This is a genomic window from Caulobacter sp. 05L422, assembly GCF_056397765.1.
In genome coordinates this window covers 112,330-133,911 of record NZ_JBFTOB010000012.1, presented here as the reverse complement: position 1 = coordinate 133,911, position 21,582 = coordinate 112,330, and the positions used below count along the sequence as shown (strand labels likewise).

The 21,582-nt window shown below is 66.9% G+C and carries 20 protein-coding genes and 2 tRNA genes; 16 read left to right on the top strand and 6 right to left on the bottom strand.

Features of this window, described 5'->3' with window-relative positions:
* Positions 1 to 190: 190 nt before the first annotated feature.
* The gene (parE, locus tag AC1DMQ_RS13315) at positions 191 to 2,287 is read right to left on the bottom strand and encodes a DNA topoisomerase IV subunit B (RefSeq protein WP_477034036.1); all 2,097 of its coding nucleotides are present in this window, start codon (positions 2,285 to 2,287) and stop codon (positions 191 to 193) included.
* 157 nt (positions 2,288 to 2,444) lie between these two features.
* Here parE and AC1DMQ_RS13310 point away from each other — a divergent pair, with 157 nt between their 5' ends.
* The 3 genes from AC1DMQ_RS13310 to AC1DMQ_RS13300 all read left to right on the top strand — a co-directional run bounded on the left by AC1DMQ_RS13310 (position 2,445) and on the right by AC1DMQ_RS13300 (position 4,931).
* Entirely contained in the window at positions 2,445 to 2,798 is a 354-nt protein-coding gene (locus tag AC1DMQ_RS13310; protein ID WP_477034035.1) for a Kazal-type serine protease inhibitor domain-containing protein, read from the top strand.
* Positions 2,799 to 3,621: 823 nt separating this feature from the next.
* Positions 3,622 to 4,512 carry a LysR family transcriptional regulator gene (locus tag AC1DMQ_RS13305; RefSeq protein WP_477034034.1) on the top strand — a complete coding sequence of 297 codons (891 nt, stop codon included), beginning with the start codon at positions 3,622 to 3,624 and terminating at the stop codon, positions 4,510 to 4,512.
* Entirely contained in the window at positions 4,509 to 4,931 is a 423-nt protein-coding gene (locus AC1DMQ_RS13300) for a putative quinol monooxygenase (protein WP_477034033.1), read from the top strand. The genes AC1DMQ_RS13305 and AC1DMQ_RS13300 overlap by 4 nt, the downstream gene beginning before the upstream one ends.
* Before the next feature lie 56 nt (positions 4,932 to 4,987).
* Here AC1DMQ_RS13300 and glnA read toward each other — a convergent pair whose 3' ends face one another.
* Both glnA and AC1DMQ_RS13290 read right to left on the bottom strand, forming a co-directional pair.
* Positions 4,988 to 6,397, bottom strand: a complete 1,410-nt coding sequence (gene glnA, locus AC1DMQ_RS13295; RefSeq protein WP_477034032.1) for a type I glutamate--ammonia ligase — start codon at positions 6,395 to 6,397, stop codon at positions 4,988 to 4,990.
* Positions 6,398 to 6,436: 39 nt separating this feature from the next.
* Positions 6,437 to 6,775, bottom strand: coding sequence for a P-II family nitrogen regulator (locus tag AC1DMQ_RS13290; protein WP_035089775.1), 339 nt, complete (start codon positions 6,773 to 6,775; stop codon positions 6,437 to 6,439).
* A gap of 211 nt (positions 6,776 to 6,986) precedes the next feature.
* Between AC1DMQ_RS13290 and AC1DMQ_RS13285 the strand changes: the two genes are divergently transcribed.
* From AC1DMQ_RS13285 to AC1DMQ_RS13275, 3 genes are all read left to right on the top strand, one after another.
* The gene (locus AC1DMQ_RS13285) at positions 6,987 to 7,208 is read left to right on the top strand and encodes a hypothetical protein (RefSeq protein WP_477034031.1); all 222 of its coding nucleotides are present in this window, start codon (positions 6,987 to 6,989) and stop codon (positions 7,206 to 7,208) included.
* A 72-nt stretch (positions 7,209 to 7,280) separates the two neighbouring features.
* Positions 7,281 to 7,850: a histidine phosphatase family protein gene (locus AC1DMQ_RS13280; RefSeq protein ID WP_477034030.1), complete on the top strand. Its 570-nt coding sequence runs from the start codon at positions 7,281 to 7,283 to the stop codon at positions 7,848 to 7,850.
* A 17-nt stretch (positions 7,851 to 7,867) separates the two neighbouring features.
* Positions 7,868 to 9,325, top strand: coding sequence for an NAD(P)H-hydrate dehydratase (locus AC1DMQ_RS13275; protein WP_477034029.1), 1,458 nt, complete (start codon positions 7,868 to 7,870; stop codon positions 9,323 to 9,325).
* On the opposite strand, the gene AC1DMQ_RS13270 is transcribed toward AC1DMQ_RS13275, so the two are convergent.
* Positions 9,322 to 9,498, bottom strand: a complete 177-nt coding sequence (locus tag AC1DMQ_RS13270; RefSeq protein WP_477034028.1) for a hypothetical protein — start codon at positions 9,496 to 9,498, stop codon at positions 9,322 to 9,324. The genes AC1DMQ_RS13275 and AC1DMQ_RS13270 overlap by 4 nt on opposite strands.
* Before the next feature lie 308 nt (positions 9,499 to 9,806).
* On the opposite strand from AC1DMQ_RS13270, the gene AC1DMQ_RS13265 reads away from it, so the two are divergent.
* The 6 genes from AC1DMQ_RS13265 to AC1DMQ_RS13240 all read left to right on the top strand — a co-directional run bounded on the left by AC1DMQ_RS13265 (position 9,807) and on the right by AC1DMQ_RS13240 (position 14,389).
* Positions 9,807 to 9,891: transfer RNA gene (locus AC1DMQ_RS13265), tRNA-Leu, on the top strand.
* Between the two features lie 205 nt (positions 9,892 to 10,096).
* The gene (gene tig, locus AC1DMQ_RS13260; RefSeq protein ID WP_477034027.1) at positions 10,097 to 11,455 is read left to right on the top strand and encodes a trigger factor; all 1,359 of its coding nucleotides are present in this window, start codon (positions 10,097 to 10,099) and stop codon (positions 11,453 to 11,455) included.
* Between the two features lie 177 nt (positions 11,456 to 11,632).
* Positions 11,633 to 12,262, top strand: coding sequence for an ATP-dependent Clp protease proteolytic subunit (locus tag AC1DMQ_RS13255; RefSeq protein WP_477034026.1), 630 nt, complete (start codon positions 11,633 to 11,635; stop codon positions 12,260 to 12,262).
* 129 nt (positions 12,263 to 12,391) lie between these two features.
* On the top strand, positions 12,392 to 12,739 hold the full coding sequence (locus tag AC1DMQ_RS13250; RefSeq protein ID WP_477034025.1) for a hypothetical protein: 348 nt from the start codon (positions 12,392 to 12,394) through the stop codon (positions 12,737 to 12,739).
* Between the two features lie 70 nt (positions 12,740 to 12,809).
* On the top strand, positions 12,810 to 13,391 hold the full coding sequence (gene pnuC, locus AC1DMQ_RS13245; protein WP_477034024.1) for a nicotinamide riboside transporter PnuC: 582 nt from the start codon (positions 12,810 to 12,812) through the stop codon (positions 13,389 to 13,391).
* Complete coding sequence (locus tag AC1DMQ_RS13240) at positions 13,388 to 14,389, top strand: AAA family ATPase (protein ID WP_477034023.1); 1,002 nt, start codon at positions 13,388 to 13,390, stop codon at positions 14,387 to 14,389. Before pnuC ends, AC1DMQ_RS13240 begins: the two co-directional genes overlap by 4 nt.
* Here AC1DMQ_RS13240 and AC1DMQ_RS13235 read toward each other — a convergent pair whose 3' ends face one another.
* On the bottom strand, positions 14,390 to 15,061 hold the full coding sequence (locus tag AC1DMQ_RS13235; RefSeq protein ID WP_477034022.1) for an HAD-IB family hydrolase: 672 nt from the start codon (positions 15,059 to 15,061) through the stop codon (positions 14,390 to 14,392).
* Positions 15,062 to 15,442: 381 nt separating this feature from the next.
* Between AC1DMQ_RS13235 and clpX the strand changes: the two genes are divergently transcribed.
* From clpX to AC1DMQ_RS13215, 4 genes are all read left to right on the top strand, one after another.
* Complete coding sequence (clpX, locus tag AC1DMQ_RS13230; RefSeq protein ID WP_056750002.1) at positions 15,443 to 16,705, top strand: ATP-dependent Clp protease ATP-binding subunit ClpX; 1,263 nt, start codon at positions 15,443 to 15,445, stop codon at positions 16,703 to 16,705.
* 402 nt (positions 16,706 to 17,107) lie between these two features.
* The gene (gene lon / locus AC1DMQ_RS13225) at positions 17,108 to 19,507 is read left to right on the top strand and encodes an endopeptidase La (RefSeq protein WP_477034021.1); all 2,400 of its coding nucleotides are present in this window, start codon (positions 17,108 to 17,110) and stop codon (positions 19,505 to 19,507) included.
* 147 nt (positions 19,508 to 19,654) lie between these two features.
* On the top strand, positions 19,655 to 19,933 hold the full coding sequence (locus tag AC1DMQ_RS13220; RefSeq protein WP_007676465.1) for an HU family DNA-binding protein: 279 nt from the start codon (positions 19,655 to 19,657) through the stop codon (positions 19,931 to 19,933).
* 161 nt (positions 19,934 to 20,094) lie between these two features.
* Positions 20,095 to 20,169, top strand: a tRNA-Val gene (locus AC1DMQ_RS13215).
* Between the two features lie 46 nt (positions 20,170 to 20,215).
* Here the strand turns inward: AC1DMQ_RS13215 and AC1DMQ_RS13210 are convergent.
* Positions 20,216 to 21,505, bottom strand: a complete 1,290-nt coding sequence (locus AC1DMQ_RS13210) for a tyrosine-type recombinase/integrase (RefSeq protein WP_477034020.1) — start codon at positions 21,503 to 21,505, stop codon at positions 20,216 to 20,218.
* Positions 21,506 to 21,582: the final 77 nt, after the last annotated feature.

The window sequence follows — 21,582 nt, the reverse complement described above, 5'->3', positions numbered from 1 at the left end:
CTGGGCGCTTCATGGTCTTTGACCTGGGATCACACCCACTTGCCCCCACCTGACCGCTTCGCGGTCTGTCCGCCCCCATAGGGGGCGGAGGACCCCGCACGATCTCCTCTTCCCCCTGGTGGGGGAAGACGACCGCGAAGCGGTCCGTAGGGGGCAAGTGATCGCCGCGACGACCTCTCGGAAAAGAACCCTACAGATCCAGGTCGTCCGCCGCGAACTCGGCGTTCTCCTGGATGAACCGGAAGCGCAGCTCGGGCTTGCGTCCCATCAGGGTCTCGACCAGGGCCTCGACGGCTTCCTCGGATCGGGGAAGGGTGATCTTGGCCAGGGTGCGCACCGACGGGTCCATGGTGGTCTCCTTCAACTGGGAGGCCATCATCTCGCCCAGGCCCTTGAAGCGGCCGATCTCGGGCTTCTTGCCCTTGAACATCGTGGCCAGCAGCTCGTCCTTGTGCTCGTCGTCGCGGGCATAGGCGCTCTTGCCGCCGTGGCTGAGGCGGTACAGCGGCGGCAGGGCCAGGAACAGGTGACCCTGGCGGATCAGGTCCGGCATGGTGCGGTAGAAGAAGGTGATCAGCAGGCTGGCGATGTGGGCGCCGTCGACGTCGGCGTCGGTCATGATGATGATCCGCTCGTAGCGCAGATCCTCTTCCTTGTACCGATTGCCGCCCTGGGCCCCGAGGGCCAGCATCAGGTCGCTGAGCTCCTTGTTGGCCGTGAATTTCTCGCCGCTGGCCGAGGCCACGTTGAGGATCTTGCCGCGCAGGGGCAGGATCGCCTGGTTCTTGCGGTTGCGGGCCTGCTTGGCCGAGCCGCCGGCCGAGTCGCCTTCGACGATGAACAGTTCCGCGCCGTCCACGGCCCCGGCCGCGCAGTCGGCCAGCTTGCCCGGCAGACGCAGCTTGCGGGTCGCCGAGGCGCGCTGGACTTCCTTGTCCTTGCGGCGCTTGAGCCGTTCCTCGGCCCGCTCGATCACGAACTCCAGCAGGGCCTGGGCGGCCTTGGGCGAGCCGGTCAGCCAGTGGTCGAACGGGTCGCGCAGGGCGTTCTCGACGAAGCGCTGGGCCTCGCTCGAAGAGAGTTTTTCCTTGGTCTGGCCCTGGAATTCCGGGTTCTTGATGAACACCGAGATCAGGGCGCCGGCCTGGGCGATGACGTCGTCAGCGGTGATGATCGCCGCGCGCTTCTCGTTCTTCAGTTCGGCATAGGCCTTCAGGCCACGGGTCAGGGCGGCGCGCAGGCCGCTCTCGTGGGTGCCGCCCTCGGGGGTGGGCACCGTATTACAGTACGACTGCATGAAGCCGTCGTGCTCGCCAAAGCCGCGCGGGGTCCAGGCGATGGCCCACTCGACGGCGCCGGCCTCGCCCTGGCGCTCGATGCGGCCCGAGAAGCTATCGGGCGTGACCAGCTCCAGCCCCTTGGTGCGCTCGGCCAGGAAGTCGGCCAGGCCGTTGGGGAAGTGGAAGGTGGCCTCGGGCGGGGTCTGGTCGTGGATCCGCGACGGATCGCAGGACCATTTGATCTGCACGCCGCGGAACAGATAGGCCTTGGAGCGGGCCATCCGGTACAGGCGCGCCGGCTTGAAGCCGCAGCCCTCGCCGAAGATCTGGTCGTCGGGCTTGAAGCGCACCTGGGTGCCCTTCTTCTTGGACGGCTGGATCTGCTCGACCGGGCCCAGCGGCTTGCCGCGGGCGAAGCTCTGGCGGTGCTCGAAGCCGTCGCGCCAGACGGTGACCTCGACCAGTTCGGACAGGGCGTTGACGACGCTGGCGCCGACCCCGTGCAGGCCGCCCGAGGTTTCGTAGGCCTTGCCGCTGAACTTACCGCCCGCGTGCAGGACGGTCATGATCACTTCCAGGGCCGACTTGCCCGGGTGCTTGGGGTGCTCGTCGACGGGCATGCCGCGGCCGTCGTCGCGCACCGACAGGTAGCCGTCGGCGTCGAGCTTGACCTCGATGGTCTTGGCGAAGCCGGCCACGGCTTCGTCCATCGAATTGTCCAGCACTTCGGCGAACAGGTGGTGCAGGGCCCGCTCGTCGGTGCCGCCGATGTACATGCCGGGACGCATGCGGACGGGCTCGAGGCCCTCGAGCACCTCGATCGAGCTGGCGTCGTAGCCGCCGGACGAGGGCGGCGGCGCGCTGGGCGCGGCCGTCGGAGGCGGCGGGGCGGCCGGACGCGGCGCGGGCTCGGGATGCGGCTCGCGGGCGGGGAACGGCGAAGCGGGCGGCGGCGACAGGGCGTCGTCGCCGAACAGCGAGAAGTTGGGATCGTCTTTAGCGGACATTACGGGAACATGCGTCGATTCGGCGGGAGCGCCCCGTATGGGCCGCGCGGCTCGGGAAGAAAAGGGGTGGAAAGCTGGGCCGGCGGCGGATTTGCCCGGCTTGGGCGGCGCATGCCAGGATGCGGGCCGCATCTGCCCCCGAACGTGGAGACCGTCGATGACCTGGCGCCCCCTGACGATCCTCCTGGCTTCCCTGGCGCTGCTAAGCTGCACCGCGGCCGCGCCTTCCGGTCCATCCTCGCCGCCGCCGACCAACGCACGGACCCCCGTGGCCAAGGGCGGCATGTGCGGCGGCTTCGCGGGCTTCCAGTGCGCCTCGGGCCTGGTCTGCCAGACGCCGGCTGGTCAGTGTCATGTGGCCGATGTCGCTGGGACCTGCCGCAAGGCGCCGCAGATGTGCACGATGATCTACGCCCCGGTCTGCGGCTGCGACGGCAAGACCTACGCCAGCGCCTGCACAGCCGCCGCGGCGGGGGCCAGCGTCGCGACCCAGGGCGAGTGCAAGGCCTAGGGCAGCCGGCTGAGCTTGGGCTGATAGGACCAGGTCTCGACTCGACGCTTTTGACCAGGGCCGCCGCGCGGGCCTGGTCCGGGTTCGCGCCATAAGCCGCCGCCATCAGGCCTGTCAGGTCGGCGGGGCGGCCGGCCAGGTCGGCCCAGGCCCGGCGCGGGACCAGAACCAGATAGCTCCCAAGCTCGCCGCCGCCCGCCAGGCGGTACCAGGTCCAGGCCAAACCATCCTTGCCGGCTTTGGTCGAAGCGAGCAGGGCGGTCTCGAAGGCCGCGATGTCGCCGGGCGAAACGCGAAGGCTGTAGACGTCGAGCGCCGGGCTGGGCTGACGGGTCTCAAGGCTGCGGACCGTGCTGGGCTCGGGCCACAGCACATGGGCCGAATAGGCGCGGGCCTTGGCGTAGGGCAGGACACGGGCCTCCATGTCGGCGCCGTCGCCGGCGGGATCGGGGCGAGCGTCCATCGCCGCGAACGGAACGCCGAAGGTCCCGTCGACGAACAGGCCGGTGCGCGGGCCGCTGGTCACGTACCAGCCGAACCAGGGCAGGGTGTCGGCGTGGGCGGCGTGCCATTGCAGGTGCGCGGCGTAGCCGGCCTCGAACGCGGTCTCCTTGCCGCGATCGACGTCGTAGGTGAACAGGAAGGCCGCCTGTTCAGTCCGGGCATGGGCTGGGCCGCCGGTCAGACCGACCGCCAGGGCGGCCGCCAGCGTCAGGTGTCTCCAGGTCATCGGCGCCTCCTTCGAAGAAGACCCAGACCTAGCGCCGAACGCGGTTCGGCAATATTTCGAACGGATAGGCCCTCCGTTCTGGATTGCGAAACGATGCGACATGTCGATCTGCGGCGGGCGGCGGTGTTCCACGCGGTGGCGGCGGCGGGCGGCATCGCCGCGGCCAGCCCGCGCCTGGGCAAGTCGCCGCCGGCCATCCATCACGACCTTAAGGCCTTCGAGCGCGAGATCGGCCGGCCGCTGTTCGAGCGGGTGGGGCGAGGCCTGCGCCTGACCGCCGCCGGCCAGGCCCTGTTCGAAGCCGTCGGCCGGGCTTTGGACGAGGTGGAGCGCACCCGCGAGCGGCTGAGTCGCGCCGACCCGGCCCTGCGGCCGCTGCGCCTGGCCGTGGTCTCGGCCTTCGGACGCTATCGCCTGGCGCCTCGGCTCTATGCGGGACTGCCGGCGGATCGCCCGATCGAGCTGCTGTTCGGCTCGCACGAGACGCTGCTGCAGGCCGTGTCGACCGGGGCCGTCGACCTGGGCGTCACCTACCGGCCGGTCGTCGCCGCGCCGGTGCAGTCGACGCCGATCGCTCGCGAGGAACTGGTGCTGGCCGCCCCCGTCGGGATGGAGGTCCCGCAGGACCTGGCCGCCCTCTCGCGCACCGCCTTCGCCACCTACGACGAATACGAGTTCGTGTTCGGGCACTGGTTCGAGACGGTGTTCGGCGCCCAGCCGGAGGCCTTGCGGCGGCTGGACCACGCCGGCGAGATCGAGGAGGCGATGGAAAGCTGCGCCGCTGGGCGCGGGGCGATCATCGCGCCGCTCGACCTGGTCCGCTCTGCCTGCTGGATTGATCGGGTGCGGATCGTCCGCCCCGCCGGGCGGCCTCCGTGCTTCAACGCCCTGCACCTGCTGGGGCTTGGCGCGGCGCTGGCTTCGCCGGATGCTGACACGATCCGGTCCATGCTCGCCGAGACTGGCGAGGGGGAGGAACCATGACGCATCCAATCGACGATATCGAACGGCGCGCGCTGTTGGCGGGCGGGCTGGCCCTGGCGGCCGTCGCCGCGCCGTCGCTGACCCAGGCCAAGGAGGAGAAGACCCCAATGGACAAGGGAATGTACGGACTGATCGGCCAGATGAAGGCCGCGCCCGGTAAGCGGGACGAACTGGTCGCCATCCTGTCGGAGAGCACCGAGGGCATGCCCGGCTGCCTCAGCTACATCGTCGCCAAGGACTCGGCCGACGCCGACGCCCTGTGGATCACCGAGGTCTGGACCGACAAGGACAGCCACGCCGGGTCACTGAAGCTGCCGTCCGTCCAGGCCGCCATCGCCAAGGCCCGCCCGATCATCGCCGGCTTCGGGCACCGGTTCGAGACGGCGCCGGTCGGGGGCGTGGGTCTGGCCAAAGCCTAAAGAAAAGGCCCGCGGATCGCTCCGCGGGCCTCGTCCTTCGTCCTAAGCGGTTAGGCTTAGCACTTGTAGTACATGTCGAATTCGACCGGGTGCGGGTGCAGGGTCAGGCGCATGACTTCTTCCATCTTCAGCTCGATGTAGCTGTCGATGAAGTCGTCATCCATGACGCCGCCGGCCTTCAGGAAGGCGCGGTCCTTGTCGAGGTTCTCGAGAGCCTCGCGGAGCGAACCGCAGACTTCCGGGATCTTCTTCTGCTCGCGAGGCGGCAGGTCGTACAGGTTCTTGTCGGCGGGCGCGCCCGGATCGATCTTGTTGTTGATGCCGTCGAGGCCAGCCATCAGCAGGGCGACGAACGTCAGGTACGGGTTGCCCATCGGGTCGGGGAAGCGGGCTTCCAGACGCTTGGCCTTCGGCGAGTCGACGTGCGGGATGCGGATCGAGGCCGAACGGTTACGCGACGAGTAGGCCAGCTTCACCGGGGCTTCGTAGCCGGGCACCAGGCGCTTGTACGAGTTCGTCGTGGAGTTCGAGAACGCGTTGATCGCCTTGGCGTGCTTGATGATGCCGCCGATGTACCACAGGCACATGTCCGACAGGCCGGCGTACTTGTCGCCGGCGAACAGCGGCTTGCCGTCCTGCCAGATCGACTGGTGCACGTGCATGCCCGAGCCGTTGTCGCCGAACATCGGCTTGGCCATGAAGGTGGCCGACTTGCCGTAGGCGTGGGCCACGTTGTGGATCACGTACTTGTAGAGCTGCATGCGGTCGGCCATCACGACCATGGTGTCGAACTTCAGGCCGAGTTCGTGCTGGGCGGGCGCCACTTCGTGGTGGTGCTTTTCCGGCTTCATGCCCAGCTCGCCCATGACGGCCAGCATTTCGCCGCGCAGGTCCTGAGCCGAGTCGATCGGGTTGACCGGGAAGTAGCCGCCCTTCGGACCCGGGCGGTGGCCCATGTTGCCTTCCGGATATTCCTTGGCCGAGTTGCCCGGCAGTTCGACGGAGTCGAACGAGTAGCCGGTGTTGTTCGACGAGGTGTTCCAGCGCACGTCGTCGAAGATGAAGAACTCGGCTTCCGGACCGAAGAACACGGTGTCGCCGATGCCCGACGACTTGACGTAGGCCAGGGCGTTCTTGGCGATCGAGCGCGGGTCGCGGTTGTAGGGGGTGCCCGTGTCGGGGTTCACCACGTCGCAGAACAGCGCCAGGGTGGTCTGCTGGTAGAACGGGTCGATGATGGCGCTGTCGAGGTCCGGACGCAGCTTCATGTCCGACTCGTTGATGGCCTTCCAGCCGGCGATCGACGAGCCGTCGAACATGGTGCCGTCGTTGAGGAAGTCGTCATCGACCAGATCGATGTCGAAGGTGACGTGCTGCAGCTTGCCGCGCACGTCGGTGAAACGAACGTCGACGTACTTGACGTCCTTTTCCTTGATCAGATCCAGGATTTGCTTGGCGGTGCTCATCGTTATCCCCTTTGAGCGTTAAGCTGTTTTCGGCGCGGCCTAGACGGCGGACGGGCCGGTTTCTCCGGTGCGGATGCGGACGACTTCCGTGATCTCGGACACGAAAATCTTGCCGTCGCCGATGCGGCCCGTGCGGGCGGCGTTGGTGATGGCTTCGAGCGCGGGTTCCAACTGGCTGTCTTCGACCACGACTTCGACTTTGATCTTGGGGAGAAAGTCGACGACGTACTCGGCGCCGCGATAGAGCTCGGTATGGCCCTTCTGGCGGCCATAGCCCTTGGCTTCCAGCACGGTCATGCCCTGCACGCCCATGTCCTGGAGCGCCTCTTTGACCTCATCGAGCTTGAACGGCTTGATGACGGCTTCGATCTTTTTCATCAGACTTCTTTCACGCCCAAACGGCGCGGGCGCCGCTGACAGAGCGGCACGGAGCACGCCGGCCTGTCGGCTCACAAGCACGCTGACGCGCTTTATGGGGCGAGTTCCGTCGAGTTTCGCTCATTGATGATTATTTGTGCACGTAAAGCATCAAAACTGATCAGCGCGTGTTTGGTCGGCCAAACCGTCCCGTGGACATCGATTGTCGACCATGGATCGCCAAAACGGCGGTTTTGTCGGCGAAGAACTGGACGCAAGGCGCATCCTCCGCGACTGGATGGCGTCGGCGGTGTTTCGGCGGGATGGCCAAAAATGCGCCGTCGATTCGAAAACTGCTGAAGATTGCGGCGGAATCCGAAGCGGGCGAGGCGATAAGGTCGAGGTTTGTTTTTGCGCATTCGCACGCTCCGATGGCGAAGCGCGCCCGATCTGACGCCGGAAGCGTTAGAACGAAACCCGGCGTCGCGGGCGACGCTGGGAAGATCTTGCGGGGATGGGAAAGTCGATGATCCGTATTCACATGATCCGTCACGGCCGTCCGGCCTCGACCTGGGGCGACGCGGATCAGGATCCCGGGCTGGACGAGGTCGGCGCCGAACAGGCGCGGGCCGTGGCGGGCGTTCTGCTGGCCTTGCCCGAGATCGAGCGCCCGTCCCGGGTGGTGAGCTCGCCCCTGCGGCGCTGCCGGGAGACCGCCCAACCGCTGGCCGACGCCCTGGGCGTGAGCGTCGAGATCGATTCCCGGGTCGGCGAGATCCCGACGCCGGCGGCCCTCGACGCCGAGGCGCGCCCTGGCTGGTTGCGCGCGGCCTTCCAAGGGCGATGGAGCGATATCCAGGGCGATCTCGACTATGCGGCTTGGACCCGGCAGGTCGCCGAAGGCGTGGCTTCGCATCCCGGCGCGGCGGTGTTCAGCCATTTCGTTGCCCTGAACGCGGCGGTGTCGGTGGCGACCGGCGGCGAGGCGGTGGCTGCGTTCCGGCCCGACCATGTCTCGGTGACGGTGTTCGATCTGGTCGACGGCGACCTGATCCTGGTCGAAAAGGGGCGCGAGGCCTCCACTCAGGTCCTTTAGTAAGAAGAGGAGCCGCCGTGCCGCGCGAGATCATGACCGTCGCCGAGATGACCGCGGCGGACCGCGCGGCCGCCGAGGCGGGAACGCCGACGATCGTCCTGATGGAACGAGCCGGCCAGGCCGTGGCCGAGGTCATCCGCGAACGCTATGCGCGCTGCCCCACGGTGGTCTGGTGCGGTCCGGGCGACAACGGCGGCGACGGCTATGTGATCGCCCGGCATTTGAAGCGTCGCGGCTGGCCGGTGCGGGTCGAGGCGCTGGGACCGCCCGCCAGCCCGGCGGCGCAGTGGGCGGCCGGGCGCTGGAGGGGCGAGACCGGACCGCTGGTTTCACAGCCCGGCTCGGCGTCGCTCTATATCGACTGCCTGTTCGGCGCGGGCCTGTCGCGACCCTTGGAAGGCGAGGCCGATCGCCTGGCGCGGGTCATGCCGGGCGCGGCGCGGATCGTCGCCGTTGACGTGCCCAGCGGGATTGTCGGCGACACCGGACGGCCGCTCGGCGAGCGGGCCCTGAAGGCCGAGCTGACGGTCACCTTCCATCGCCGCAAGCCCGCCCACGTGCTGGCCCAGGGGCGTGCGGCCTGCGGCGAGGTGGTGGTCGCCGACATCGGCCTGCAGGAGACGGGGCAGGGGCGCCTGTTCGAGAACGATCCCGGCCTGTGGGCCCAGCGGTTCCCCTGGCCGGCGGTCGACGCCCACAAGCACGCCCGGGGGCGGATGATGGCGGTCAGCGGCGAAGCCTGGAACACCGGGGCGGTCCGGCTGGCGGCGCGGGGAGCCTTGCGGATCGGCGCGGGCGTGGTGACGGTGCTCTCGCCGCCCAACGCCCTGGCCGTCAACGCCGCCCACCTGGAGGCGGTGATGCTGGCGCCGTTCGAGAGCGAGTACGACCTGCAGACCCGCGCGGCGAACGCGGACGCGGTGGTGATCGGACCGGCGGCGGGGGTGGGGGAGGCGACTATGCGTCATGTCTTCGCCCTGGCCCGCAACGGCGCGGCCCTGGTGGTCGACGCCGACGCCCTGACCAGTTTCGCCGAGGACCCAGGCGCGCTGTTCTCGGCACTGGATCGCGACGACGTGCTGACCCCGCATCCCGGTGAGTTCGAGCGGATCTTCCCCGGCCTGCTGACCGCTTCGCCCGAACGGATCACGGCGGCGCGGGAAGCCGCGCGACGGGCGGGGGCGGTGGTGCTGCTGAAGGGTTCGGACACGGTGGTCGCTTCGCCCGACGGACGGGCCGCGGTCAGCCTGAACGGCGCGCCCTGGCTGGCGACGGCCGGGTCCGGCGACGTGCTGACCGGCTTCATCGCCGGCCTGATCGCCCAGGGCATGGAAAGTTTCGAGGCGGCGTGCGCGGCGGCCTGGATCCACGCCGAAGCGGGGGCGGCCCATGGACCGGGCCTGATCGCCGAGGATCTGCCGGACCTGGCGCCGACGGTGCTGGGGGCGTTGTGGCGGGCGCGACCGCGCGTCTAGTTGTCGTTGCGGATCAGGACGACCTGGGTTCGGACGCCTTCGTCGAACAGGGTGTGGCTGATGGCCAGCGCCGTCTGGAACGTTCGTTCCTCGACGGTGTCGATGAACAGGATCCGGGCGCGGTGCTTGACCGTCCAGCCCTTCTCGCCCTCGACGACTTCAATGGTTTCCATGGCGCAAGCTCACTGCGGGGACCCAGGCGCAAACCCGTCCGAGACCAGATCGTTCCACGTCGAATGTCGGAAGGGGAACACCGGCCCGGGCGTCAGTCGGGGGGGCATGGCCCGGGCCGGCGTAAATCCGGGGCGTTGTTGAACAGCCTCGGACATCTGCATAACCGGCCGCGCGGGAAGTTGTTCCCTGGGGTTGAAAGAAAATCGCATGCCGCGAGCCAGAGCGCCGAACGGTCGAGAAAAGCGCCTCGATCGCCGGGCGGCTTGCCAAGCCGGCCAGGCATGTCTAACCCGCTCCGGCGCATCATGCGGATGTGGCGAAACTGGTAGACGCACTAGATTTAGGTTCTAGCGCCGAGAGGCGTGGAGGTTCGAGTCCTCTCATCCGCACCACTTCGCCGGGCTCTCGCCCGGCGGGGCGCACGTCTTCATTGGGACTTTCGTCCCATGAGGGCGCCAATGCCCTTGGACGGTCGCCAAACGCGTGACATAAGGGCGCTCTTTCGCCGCCCCGGTGACGTGGGCGGCTTTGATGTTTTGACCCCTGGGGCGGACGACGGGCGCGAACGCCCGAAGAGCCGAGAAGCTAAGAATGTCGATGCAGATCGTTGAAAAGTCGGGCGAAGGCCTCAGCCGCGTTTATGGCGTGACGGTGCCCGCGAGTGAACTCGCCACGCGTCTCGAAGCCCGGATCGCCGAGGTCGCGCCCCAGATGAACGTCAAGGGCTTCCGCCCTGGCAAGGTGCCGACCGCGCACGTTCGCCGCCTCTACGGCAAGGCCCTGATGGGCGAAGTCATCGAGGCGACGCTGAACGAAGGCGCCCAGAAGGTGCTGGAAGACAACAAGCTGCGCCCCGCCGGCCAGCCGGACCTGAAGCCGTCGTCCGACATGGACAAGGTGCTCGCCGGCGGCGAGGACCTTGCCTTCGAACTGGCCGTGGAAGTGATGCCTGACTTCGAGCCGATCGACCCCGCGTCGATCGAGCTGATCAAGCCGGTCTACAAGGTCTCGGACGCCGAAGTCGGCGAGGCCCTGGCCGACCTGGCCAAGCAGGCCCGCACCTATGAGCCGCGCACGGGCAAGTCCCTGAAGGCCAAGGACGGCGACCAACTCCTGATCGACTTCGTCGGCACCATCGACGGCGTGGCCTTCGACGGCGGCACCGCCAGCGACGCCGAGCTGACCCTGGGTTCGGGCCAGTTCATCCCGGGCTTCGAAGCCCAGCTGGTCGGCGCCAAGCCGGGCGACGAAGTGACCGTGAAGGTCGCGTTCCCCGCCGACTACCAAGCCGCCAACCTGGCCGGCAAGGACGCCGAGTTCGCCACCACCGTCAAGGAAGTGCGCGCCCCGGTCGACGCCGAGCCCGATGACGAGCTGGCCAAGCGCCTGGGTCTGACCGACCTGGCCGCCCTGAAGGACCTGCTGAAGTCGAACCTGGAAGGCCGCTACAGCAACTCGTCGCGCTTCAAGCTGAAGCGCGCCCTGCTGGACATCCTGGACAGCAAGCACGACTTCGCCCTGCCGCCGCGCATGGTCGACGCCGAGTTCGCCGGCATCTGGCAACAGGTCCAGGCCGACAAGACCCAAGGCGGCCTGCCGCCCGAGGACGAAGGCAAGAGCGAAGACCAACTGAAGGACGAGTACAAGAAGATCGCCGAGCGCCGCGTGCGCCTGGGTCTGGTGCTCGCCGAGATCGGCCGCAAGAACGACGTGGCCGTGACCGAGCAGGAACTGGCCGACGCCATGATGCGCGAAGCCCGCCAGTACGGCGCGCAAGCCCAGCAGGTGTTCGACATGTACCGCCAGCGCGCCGACCTGCAGGCCGCCCTGCGCGCCCCGATCTACGAAGACAAGGTCGTCGACCTGATCTTCGGCAAGGCCAAGATCGAGGAAAAGGAAGTCTCCAAGGAAGAGCTGATGGAAGAAGACGATCTTCCGGAAGGCTACGGCGGCTAAGGCCGGCTTCCTCGAACAAAATCAGGGCGCGGTCCGCGAGGGTCGCGCCCTTTTTCATGGCTCGCGCTTCGGCCCGGCTCCTTGCAACCTGTTAAGCGCCACGCGATATGCGTTGGCGACGGCGCGCGGGGGCTGATTCGCTCGCGCCGCCCAGACACAATGAAAAGGGCGATCCCTATGTATGATCCGATGGCGACGGCGATGAACCTCGTGCCGATGGTGGTCGAACAGACCAGCCGCGGCGAGCGGGCGTTCGACATCTTCTCCCGTCTGTTGAAAGAGCGGATCATCTTCCTGACCGGTCCCGTCGAAGACGGGATGGCCAGCCTGATCTGCGCCCAGCTGCTCTTCCTGGAGTCCGAGAACCCCAAGAAGGAAATCGCCATGTACATCAACTCGCCGGGCGGCGTGGTGACGGCCGGCCTGGCGATCTACGACACCATGCAATACATCAAGAGCCCGGTCTCGACGGTGTGCATGGGCATGGCGGCCTCGATGGGCTCGCTGCTGTTGCAAGCCGGCGCCCCCGGTCAGCGCATCGCGCTGCCGAACGCCCGCATCATGGTCCACCAGCCGTCGGGCGGCTTCCGCGGCCAGGCCTCGGACATCGAGCGCCACGCCGAGGACATCATCAAGACCAAGCGCCGCCTGAACGAAATCTACGTCAAGCACACCGGCCGCACCTATGAGGAAGTCGAAAAGACCCTCGACCGCGACCACTTCATGAGCGCCGAGGAAGCCAAGGCCTGGGGTCTGATCGACCACATCAACGAAAGCCGCGACGACGCTTCGGACGAGAAGGCCTAAACGCCTTACTCTTCTTGAGACCCTGGAAAAGCCGTCGGCCGCGAGGTCGGCGGCTTTTTCGTTTCGGATAACTTTGGTTTGTCTTCGGGCCTAATCGCGTGCGAACTGCGGGCTCAGGGGATGCAAGTCATGGCCTTCAGGTTCAGCCGGCGCGCGGCGATCGCCGTGTCCAGTTTCGTCGCGGCGCTGTCCACGCCCATCGCGGCTCACGCGCAGTGCGACCCGTCGGTGTGCGCCAACCCGTCGGCCTACCAGAACCTGCCGACCACGCTCGCGCCCCGGACCTTTTCGACGCTGAAGGCCGCCAAGGCCTATTGCCGGTCGGAGCCGATCGTCTGGCGGGCCACAGCCGGCGGGAAGGTCTACGCCGCCAAGGCCAAGGGCTACGGCAAGATCAAGCCGGGCTTCTACATGTGCAAGTCGCACGCCCAGACCGTGGCGCGGATCGAAGCCGAGAGCGGCCGGAAGCCGCGCTAGCCGAGCGCAACGCGCTGGCGGCGAGGCTTTGGCTTGAGTAGGTTCCAGGCTTTCCGAAGCGGGGGCGCCGGTGAGCTGGCTCGAGATCGGCGCGACGATACTGACCTTGGTGAGCGTGTTCCTCACCGTGCACCTGAAGAAGGCGCTGTATCCCGTCGGCCTGGTCGCCACAGCGCTGTTCTTCTGGGTGTTCTGGAGCGCCAAGCTCTACGCCAGCGCCGGACTGCAGATCTATTTCACCGCCATCCAGGTCTATGGCTGGTGGTTCTGGGCGCGGGGAGATCGCGGCCGGGAGCCGCCGATCGGCGACTGGTCCTGGGGGCGGGTAGGGCTGGTCCTGCTGGCGGCCGCCGTCCCCAGCGTCTCGATCTCCTGGCTCCTGGCGCGGCTGACCAACGCCAGCTCGCCCTATCTGGACATGGCGATCTTCACGCTCAGCGTCCTGGCCCAGTTCCTGCTGGACCGGAAGCAGATCAAGCACTGGGCGGTGTGGGGCGCGGTCAACCTGCTGTCGATCTACGTCTATGCCGGCCAGGCGCTATGGTGGACGACCGCGCTCTACGGCCTGCTGTTCGTCAATGTCTTCTACGGCGCCTGGACCTGGCGACGCGCGAGATCGGGCCAGGCGCTCGTCGCGGCGAGCGCCGGATGAGCTTCCTGGCCAAGCCCGCCCGGGGCTTCCTGCTGGGCAAGTTCATGCCGCCGCACCAGGGGCATGTGTTCCTGGCGGATTTCGCCCGCGCCTATTGCGAGCGGCTGACCATCCTCGTCTGCTCGCTGCCGGACGATCCCATCCCGGGCGCGTTGCGCTGGGCCTGGATGAAGGAGCTGTTTCCGGATTGCCGGGTGCTGTGGTGCGAGGAGGACCTGCCGCAGGAGCCGGCCGACCATCCGGGGTTCTGGGACATCTGGCGCGACGTGGTGCGGCGCTACGCCGGCGAGGTCGACGTGGTCTTCGCGTCGGAAGACTACGGCCATCGCCTCGCCGCCGAGGTTGGCGCACGCTTCGTGCCGGTGGACGGCGCCCGCCTGGCAAGACCGGTGTCGGGCACGGCGGTGCGCGCCGATCCGTTCGCCCAGTGGGACTTCCTGCCCCAGCCCGTGCGGCCCTATTTCGTCAGGCGGGTCTGTCTGTTCGGTCCGGAATCGACCGGCAAGAGCACCCTGGCGAGGCGGCTCGGCGAGCGCTTCGGCGCGGTGGTGGTCCCAGAGTACGGCCGCACCTATACCGAGGCGTTCGGCGCCAGTGTCCAGGCGCTCGACATCCAGCGGATCGTCCAGGGCCACCTGGCGGCCGTGGCGGCGGCCAAGCGCCAGACCCGGCGGATTCTCATGGAGGACACCGATCCGGTCTTGTCAGCCGTTTGGGCCACGATGCTGGAAACCGGTCTGGACCCCTGGTTCGAAACCTTCGACGACCATGCCGACCTCTATCTGCTGTGCGACGTGAGCGTTCCTTGGGCCGACGACGGCTCGCGATATTTTCCGCGGGAGGCCGACCGCCGTCGCTTCTTCGAGGCCTGCGAGGCCGAACTGCGCAAGCGCGGCGTTCGCTACGTGACGATTTCCGGGGCCGATTGGGCGGACCGCGAGGCTCAGGCCGTGCGGGCGATCACCCAGGCCTATCCGGGTCTCGAGCCATCGGCCTGATCAGCCCGGCTTGCCCCGGAAGATGCGGTAGCCCTTCTCGTGGGCGATGGCCAACATCTCGCGGTCGCCGGAGGTGTCGCCGTAGGCGGCGGCCAGCGACAAATCGTCGCCGAAGACTTCCTTCAGGCGGGTCACCTTCTCGGCGCCCCGGCAGTTGGCGCCCAGCAGGGGGCCCAGCACCTTGTCGTCGGCGCTGATCATCAGCTTCGAGCCGATCAACAGGTCGGCGCCCAGGCCGCGGGCGAACGGCGCGACCACCACGTCGGGCGAGGCGGTGACGATCACCAGCTTGGCGCCCTTGGCCCGCCAGCGCCGCCAGACGGCCAGGGCGTCGGGGCGGAAGAGCTTGGGGGCTTCGGACTGGGCGAAGGCGCGGGCCTCGCGCTCCAGCTGCTCCAGGGGCACGCCGCGCAGGAACTCGCGGATGGCCGCCGCCTTGATCTTGCCGCGGTTGCGATCGAACACATAGCCCACGGCGGCGGGGAACAGGCGCACCATGCCCATGAAATGCCGCGCGGGGCTGACCCGCCATTTCAGGAAGGCCGTGAAGCTGTCGCGAACCGTCAGGGTGCCGTCGAAATCGAAGGCGACCAGGGGCGGGCCCTCGTGCAGGTCTCCCGTCATCGGCGTCGAAGCCGACAGGCCCTTGGCCAGCAGGGAGGAACGGGCCATCAGTGAACGTTTCGCCATTCGTCTCCGCGCTCGCGCGCCCCGCAACCGAGCCCGTCTTGCATCACGATTCCGCTTTTACCGCTAAGCTCTTCGCGGATTTCGAGGCGCCCGCGCCCGGCCGCCCGACGGAGCGAACGACCATCGGCTTGCGTTGAGGGTCTGGAACGCCATCTTAGAGAAGAATTCCATGAAACCGTACGCATCATCCACGAACTTGGGGGCTGTAAATCGGCTCCAAGGCTTGTGCCGTGCGTCCGGATCGGGGAATGTCAAGGATTAGACAACTCCCGGCGGATATCCTGCTGCCTCGGTGGCGGGATAGGCGCTAAGGAGTCGGTGGTTTCGGCTTCGGCCTGGACCGCCCTAGCGTGAGAAGCGACCATGACGAAAGCCGCGAGCGGCGACACCAAGAGCACCCTCTACTGTTCTTTCTGCGGAAAGAGCCAGCATGAGGTGCGCAAGCTCATCGCCGGCCCGACGGTGTTCATCTGCGATGAATGCGTCGAACTCTGCATGGATATCATCCGTGAAGAGCACAAGATCGCCTTCGTGAAGTCCAAGGACGGCGTGCCCACGCCGCGCGAAATCTGCGAAGTCCTGGACGATTACGTGATTGGGCAAAATCACGCCAAGAAGGTGCTCGCGGTCGCGGTGCACAATCACTACAAGCGCCTGAACCACGCCTCGAAGAACAACGACGTCGAGCTGGCCAAGTCGAACATCCTGCTGGTCGGTCCGACCGGCACGGGTAAGACCCTGCTGGCCCAGACGCTGGCCCGAATCATCGACGTGCCGTTCACGATGGCCGACGCCACCACCCTGACCGAAGCCGGTTATGTGGGTGAAGACGTCGAGAACATCGTGCTCAAGCTGCTGCAAGCCGCCGACTACAACGTCGAGCGCGCCCAGCGCGGCATCGTCTACATCGACGAAATCGACAAGATCAGCCGCAAGTCCGACAATCCGTCGATCACCCGCGACGTGTCGGGCGAAGGCGTGCAGCAGGCCCTGCTGAAGATCATGGAAGGCACCGTCGCCTCCGTGCCGCCGCAAGGCGGGCGCAAGCATCCGCAGCAGGAGTTCCTGCAGGTCGACACCACGAACATCCTGTTCATCTGCGGCGGGGCCTTCGCGGGCCTGGAGCGCATCATCTCGGCGCGCGGCCAGGGCAAGTCGATCGGCTTCGGTGCCAAGGTGGCGGACCCGGAAGAGCGTCGCACGGGCGAGATCCTGCGCGGCGTCGAGCCCGACGACCTGCAGCGCTTCGGCCTGATCCCGGAATTCATCGGTCGTCTGCCGGTGATCGCCACCCTGGAGGACCTCGACGAGGCCGCCCTGGTGAAGATCCTGACCGAGCCGAAGAACGCCTTCGTCAAGCAGTACCAGCGCCTGTTCGAGATGGAGAACATCGGCCTGACCTTCACCGACGACGCCCTGCACGGCGTCGCCAAGAAGGCCATCGCCCGCAAGACCGGCGCGCGCGGCCTGCGCTCGATCATGGAAGGCATCCTGCTGGAGACCATGTTCGAACTGCCCAACTACGAGGGCGTCGAGGAAGTGGTGGTCAACGCCGAGGTCGTCGAAGGCCGGGCCCAGCCGCTGTTGATCTACGCCGAGAAGAAGGGCGGGGCCGCTTCGGCCTAAACCCTCTTCGGCAAGGCTTGTGAAATTGGGCGCGTCCGGCTTGGCCGGGCGCGCCCTTTTCATCACACCGGCCCTGATCCTGTTGTGACGCTGGGCGCGAACGCCGCCCGTGGAAACCTCGGTCGCGGCAGGACTTAGGCGTCGCCGACCGCGCGCCAGCAAGGATCGTGCATGGTGGAGCCGGGCAAGGGGCATGGATATTGCACCTTGGCCACTCGGCCGCGACCCGTCGCCGCTACCAGGCGAGTGCGCTTGAACCGTGTTGCAAAAGGTCCACATAAATAACGAACATCCGCTCAGTCCCGAGCGGACGGGTCGCACGACTCAGGCGCATCGTCTGAGTGACGGCGGCCCGCGTGGCCGAGCGCGAGTGCAACGCGCCGGCCAGGAGTAGAAAGCATCATGTCTGAGATTCGTACGCTTCCTGTGCTGCCCCTGCGGGATATCGTTGTGTTCCCGCATATGGTGGTCCCGTTGTTCGTCGGGCGTGACAAGTCCGTTCGCGCCCTCGAAGAGGTGATGCGCGGCGGCAAGGAGATCCTTCTGGTCACCCAGAAGAACTCGGCCGACGACGATCCGGCGCCGGCCGACATCTACGATGTCGGCGTGCTGGCCACCGTCCTGCAACTGCTGAAGCTGCCCGACGGCACCGTGAAGGTGCTGGTCGAGGGCAAGGGCCGCGCGGCCGTCGTGCGCTTCACCGACCAGGAGGCCTATTACGAGGCCCAGGTCGGCGAGGTGAACGAGGACCAGGGCGTCGGCCCCGAGGCCGAGGCGCTGTCGCGCGCGGTCGTCGAGCAGTTCGAGAACTACGTCAAACTGAACAAGAAGGTGCCGCCCGAGGCCCTGGCCTCGATCCCGCAGATCGCCGAGCCCGGCAAGCTGGCCGACAGCATCTCGGCCCACCTGTCGGTCAAGATCGGCGACAAGCAGCACCTGCTGGAAATCTTCGACGTCGTGAAGCGCCTGGAGAAGGTCTTCGCCCTGATGGAGGGCGAGATCTCGGTCCTGCAGGTCGAGAAGAAGATCCGCTCGCGCGTGAAGCGTCAGATGGAGAAGACCCAGCGCGAATATTACCTGAACGAGCAGATGAAGGCGATCCAGCGAGAGCTGGGCGACCCCGACGATCAGCGCGACGAACTGATCGAGCTCGAAAAGCGCATCAAGAAGACCAAGCTTTCCAAGGAAGCCCGGGCCAAGGCCGAGGGCGAACTGAAGAAGCTGCGCAACATGAGCCCGATGTCGGCCGAGAGCACCGTGGTCCGGAACTATCTGGACTGGATGCTGTCGATCCCGTGGGGCAAGGCCAAGACCAAGAAGATCGACATGGTCGAGGCCGAAGCGGTGCTCGAAGAGGACCACTACGGCCTGGAGAAGGTCAAGGAACGCATCCTTGAGTACCTGGCCGTCCAAGCGCGCACCAACTCGCTGAAGGGCCCGATCCTGTGCCTCGTCGGTCCTCCGGGCGTCGGCAAGACCTCGCTGGGCCGCTCGCTGGCCAAGGCCACCGGTCGCGAATTCGCCCGCATCTCGCTGGGCGGCGTGCGCGACGAGGCCGAGATCCGCGGTCACCGTCGGACCTATATCGGCTCGATGCCCGGCAAGATCATCCAGACCATGAAGAAGGCGAAGACCACCAACGCCTTCGTCCTGCTGGACGAGATCGACAAGATGGGCAGCGACTATCGCGGCGACCCGTCCTCGGCCCTGCTGGAAGTGCTGGACCCGGCCCAGAACTCGACCTTCGGCGACCACTATCTGGAAGTTGACTACGACCTGAGCCAGGTGATGTTCGTCACCACGGCCAACAGCCTCAACATGCCCCAGCCGCTGCTGGACCGCATGGAGATCATCCGCATCCCCGGCTACACCGAGGACGAGAAGCTGGAGATCGCCAAGCGCCACGTGCTGCCCAAGCTGATGAAGGACCACGGCCTGAAGACGACCGAGTTCGTGGTGCCCGAAAAGGCGATCCGCGACCTGATCCGCTACTACACCCGGGAAGCCGGCGTGCGGTCGCTGGAGCGGGAACTGGGCGCCCTGGCCCGCAAGACCGTCCGCGATCTGGCCCGTGAAAAGGTCGCCTCGATCACGATCGACGACGAGCGCCTGGCCAAGTACGCGGGCGTCCAGAAGTACCGCTACGGCGAGACCGACGAGATCGACCAGGTCGGCATCGTCACCGGTCTGGCCTGGACCGAGTTCGGCGGCGACATCCTGACCATCGAAGCCGTGAAGATGCCGGGCAAGGGCCGCATGACGGTCACCGGCAACCTCAAGGAAGTGATGAAGGAGTCGATCTCGGCTGCCCAGTCCTACGTCCGCTCGCGGGCCCTGCACTTCGGCGTCAAGCCGCCGGTGTTCGAGAAGACCGACGTGCACATCCACGTGCCGGACGGCGCGACCCCCAAGGACGGCCCGTCGGCCGGCGCCGCCATGGCCGTGGCCATGGTCTCGGTGCTGACCGGCATCCCGATCCGCAAGGAAATCGCCATGACCGGCGAGATCACCCTGCGTGGCCGGGTCACCGCGATCGGCGGCCTGAAGGAGAAGTTGCTGGCCGCCCTGCGCTCCGGCGTGAAGACGGTTCTGATCCCTCAGGAGAACGAGAAGGATCTGGCCGACGTCCCGCAAAGCGTGAAGGACGGTCTGGAAATCATCCCCGTCTCGACGGTCGACGAAGTGCTCAAGCACGCCCTCACGGGCCCGCTGACGCCCGTCGAGTGGAGTGAAGAGGATGAGCCGATTGCTGCAACTGCGAAGGTTGAAGACGGCGACAGCGACGCTGTTCTGACCCACTAGCAGTAACTTATCGTCGATAACTTGGGCGGCGCGGAGATTTTCCGCGCCGCCTTCGTTTGACGAGCCGTCTGAACCCCGCATACTCCCGGTCGAGCGAAGCGGCGTGAGCTGTAGCCAGCGCCGCCGCTTTCATGCTGGGAGAAGAACATGACCACAAAGGCCGAACTCGTCACGGCGATCGCCGAAAAGGCGGGCATCAACAAGAACCAGGCTAAGGACGCTCTCGAGGCTTTCATCGACGCCGTGACCACTTCGCTGAAATCGGGCGAGGACGTACGTCTGGTCGGCTTTGGCACCTTCAAGGCCGTCGCTCGCGCCGCGGGCACCGCGCGCAACCCGCGCACCGGCGAGACCGTGAACCGTCCGGCGTCCAAGACCGCCCGGTTCCAGGTCGGCGAAGGTCTGAAGACCACGCTGAACGGCTGATCCAGTAAACGGATTTCGAAGGGCGGGCCGCCATGAAGGCGTCCCGCCTTTTCTATGCAGGACTTTTCCGGGCGGACGGGGTATCTCCCACACCCTCGTCCGTCTTGGCCTCGTCCGCCTCGAATTGGCTTGCTTGAATTGGCACGCTTGAACTGGAGCGGGGGCGGTTAGCTCAGCGGTAGAGCGTCTCGTTTACACCGAGAGGGTCGGGGGTTCGATCCCCTCACCGCCCACCAAGCGCTATAAGGGTTTGCGGATTTCGGGAGCGATCTGCTCCCGGGATTACTCCCGGGAAACCACCGTCAGGACAGGCGTCCGTCGGCGGCCACCCGAGGCTTCCTTGGCCTCCTTCTGGTGGTCCGGATGATGGTGGCCGTAGTTGGTCTCCAGCATCGTGGGCGACATGCCCGTGAAGCCCGAGGCGTCCCAGAGCTTCGCGCCCCCAAGCATCAACCAGGTGGCGCAGGTGTGGCGCAGCCAGTGCGGCGTGATCTCCGGCGGCAGGCCTGCGTCAGCGACGCAGCTGGCGAACCCGGTTCGCGCGGGCCCGGCGATCGGCGATCCACCGAAGTGCATCACGCTGACCAGGCGGTAGTTCGGGTCGGGCTTGCGCCCGGTCTTCTTGTCGCCCTGACGGCGCAGCGCCTCGGTCGCCAGATCCATCCGTCGCCACCGGCGCATGTGGGCCAGCAGGCGATCGGGAATATTGACTACGGGTCGGCGCTTGTTGGGCCGGTCTTTCTCAGCCTTGCCGCGGCGGAAGATCATCCCTCGATCGAGATCGACCCAGGCCTGCAGGGCGGCTTCCTCCCAAAGGAGCAGGCGCTTCACCTTCGACCTCGTGCCGGTGTAGAGGCCCATCAACACCAGGCGGCGCAGGTGCATGCGGTTGGCGCGCACCGCCTTGGGGAGGCGCTTCCAGGATCCGTCCGCCTGCTTTTGCCAACCCATCGTCCCGAGCAGCAGCAGGGCGGCCTGGGAACGGGTGAGCGCGTCGCGCGGGCTTTCGCGCTTGTCGGGCAGCCAGACCGATGGCCGCCTGTCGAGCTTGTACTCGCCGTCCCAGAAGCCGATCGCCGAGGATAGCTCCTCGAGCTCTCGCCTGGCGGTCTGATCCGAGACCGTCTTGTCGGTCGGGTTCTTGGTGAACGAGGCGTTCACCTGTGCGGTGCGCCAGGCCACATAGGCCTTGCAACTAGACCGCTTGACTTCGCTGATGGTCTTCAGCGCCCACCACGCGCCCAGCTTGGCCAGGTAGCCCGCGATGGTGTCGGCCTCGCTGTCCAGCTCGGGCGCGCGCTCTTCAGCATAGTAGGTCAGGACCTCGGCGATCAGGACCGAATTGGAATCACCTCGGCTTGCGGGCGGGGTGGCGGCCGTCGGCGTGTCCCTCTCAGCGACGTAGGCGGCGAGTGCCCCTTCAGCTTCTTCAAGGCGGTCCCGAGTGAAGCCTGTGCCCACCTCCCGCGGTCCGTCGACGATGAACCATGTGTCGGGGAGGGCGCGGCCCGAGCGACGGTCGATTCGGCCCTTCCGGAGGTAGAGGCGGATGCCTTTTCTGGGGCGGGGCATGGCTTTGACCGTTCGAAGAGGCCGCGAACCGTCGCGGGCGTGACGAAGTACTTTCCCGCGAACACGGCCGGGATCAA

Bases quoted from the DNA above. Each gene is read 5' to 3' on its own strand.
- AC1DMQ_RS13240 (WP_477034023.1), top strand. From the start codon at position 13,388: ATGAGCTTCCTGGCCAAGCCCGCCCGGGGCTTCCTGCTGGGCAAGTTC.
- AC1DMQ_RS13285 (WP_477034031.1), top strand. From the start codon at position 6,987: ATGGATCGCCAAAACGGCGGTTTTGTCGGCGAAGAACTGGACGCAAGG.
- AC1DMQ_RS13250 (WP_477034025.1), top strand. From the start codon at position 12,392: ATGGCCTTCAGGTTCAGCCGGCGCGCGGCGATCGCCGTGTCCAGTTTC.
- AC1DMQ_RS13280 (WP_477034030.1), top strand. From the start codon at position 7,281: ATGATCCGTATTCACATGATCCGTCACGGCCGTCCGGCCTCGACCTGG.
- AC1DMQ_RS13220 (WP_007676465.1), top strand. From the start codon at position 19,655: ATGACCACAAAGGCCGAACTCGTCACGGCGATCGCCGAAAAGGCGGGC.
- clpX (WP_056750002.1), top strand. From the start codon at position 15,443: ATGACGAAAGCCGCGAGCGGCGACACCAAGAGCACCCTCTACTGTTCT.
- parE (WP_477034036.1), bottom strand. From the start codon at position 2,287: ATGTCCGCTAAAGACGATCCCAACTTCTCGCTGTTCGGCGACGACGCC.
- lon (WP_477034021.1), top strand. From the start codon at position 17,108: ATGTCTGAGATTCGTACGCTTCCTGTGCTGCCCCTGCGGGATATCGTT.
- AC1DMQ_RS13235 (WP_477034022.1), bottom strand. From the start codon at position 15,061: ATGGCCCGTTCCTCCCTGCTGGCCAAGGGCCTGTCGGCTTCGACGCCG.
- AC1DMQ_RS13270 (WP_477034028.1), bottom strand. From the start codon at position 9,498: ATGGAAACCATTGAAGTCGTCGAGGGCGAGAAGGGCTGGACGGTCAAG.
- glnA (WP_477034032.1), bottom strand. From the start codon at position 6,397: ATGAGCACCGCCAAGCAAATCCTGGATCTGATCAAGGAAAAGGACGTC.
- AC1DMQ_RS13300 (WP_477034033.1), top strand. From the start codon at position 4,509: ATGACGCATCCAATCGACGATATCGAACGGCGCGCGCTGTTGGCGGGC.
- AC1DMQ_RS13290 (WP_035089775.1), bottom strand. From the start codon at position 6,775: ATGAAAAAGATCGAAGCCGTCATCAAGCCGTTCAAGCTCGATGAGGTC.
- AC1DMQ_RS13305 (WP_477034034.1), top strand. From the start codon at position 3,622: ATGCGACATGTCGATCTGCGGCGGGCGGCGGTGTTCCACGCGGTGGCG.
- AC1DMQ_RS13255 (WP_477034026.1), top strand. From the start codon at position 11,633: ATGTATGATCCGATGGCGACGGCGATGAACCTCGTGCCGATGGTGGTC.
- AC1DMQ_RS13310 (WP_477034035.1), top strand. From the start codon at position 2,445: ATGACCTGGCGCCCCCTGACGATCCTCCTGGCTTCCCTGGCGCTGCTA.
- tig (WP_477034027.1), top strand. From the start codon at position 10,097: ATGCAGATCGTTGAAAAGTCGGGCGAAGGCCTCAGCCGCGTTTATGGC.
- AC1DMQ_RS13210 (WP_477034020.1), bottom strand. From the start codon at position 21,505: ATGCCCCGCCCCAGAAAAGGCATCCGCCTCTACCTCCGGAAGGGCCGA.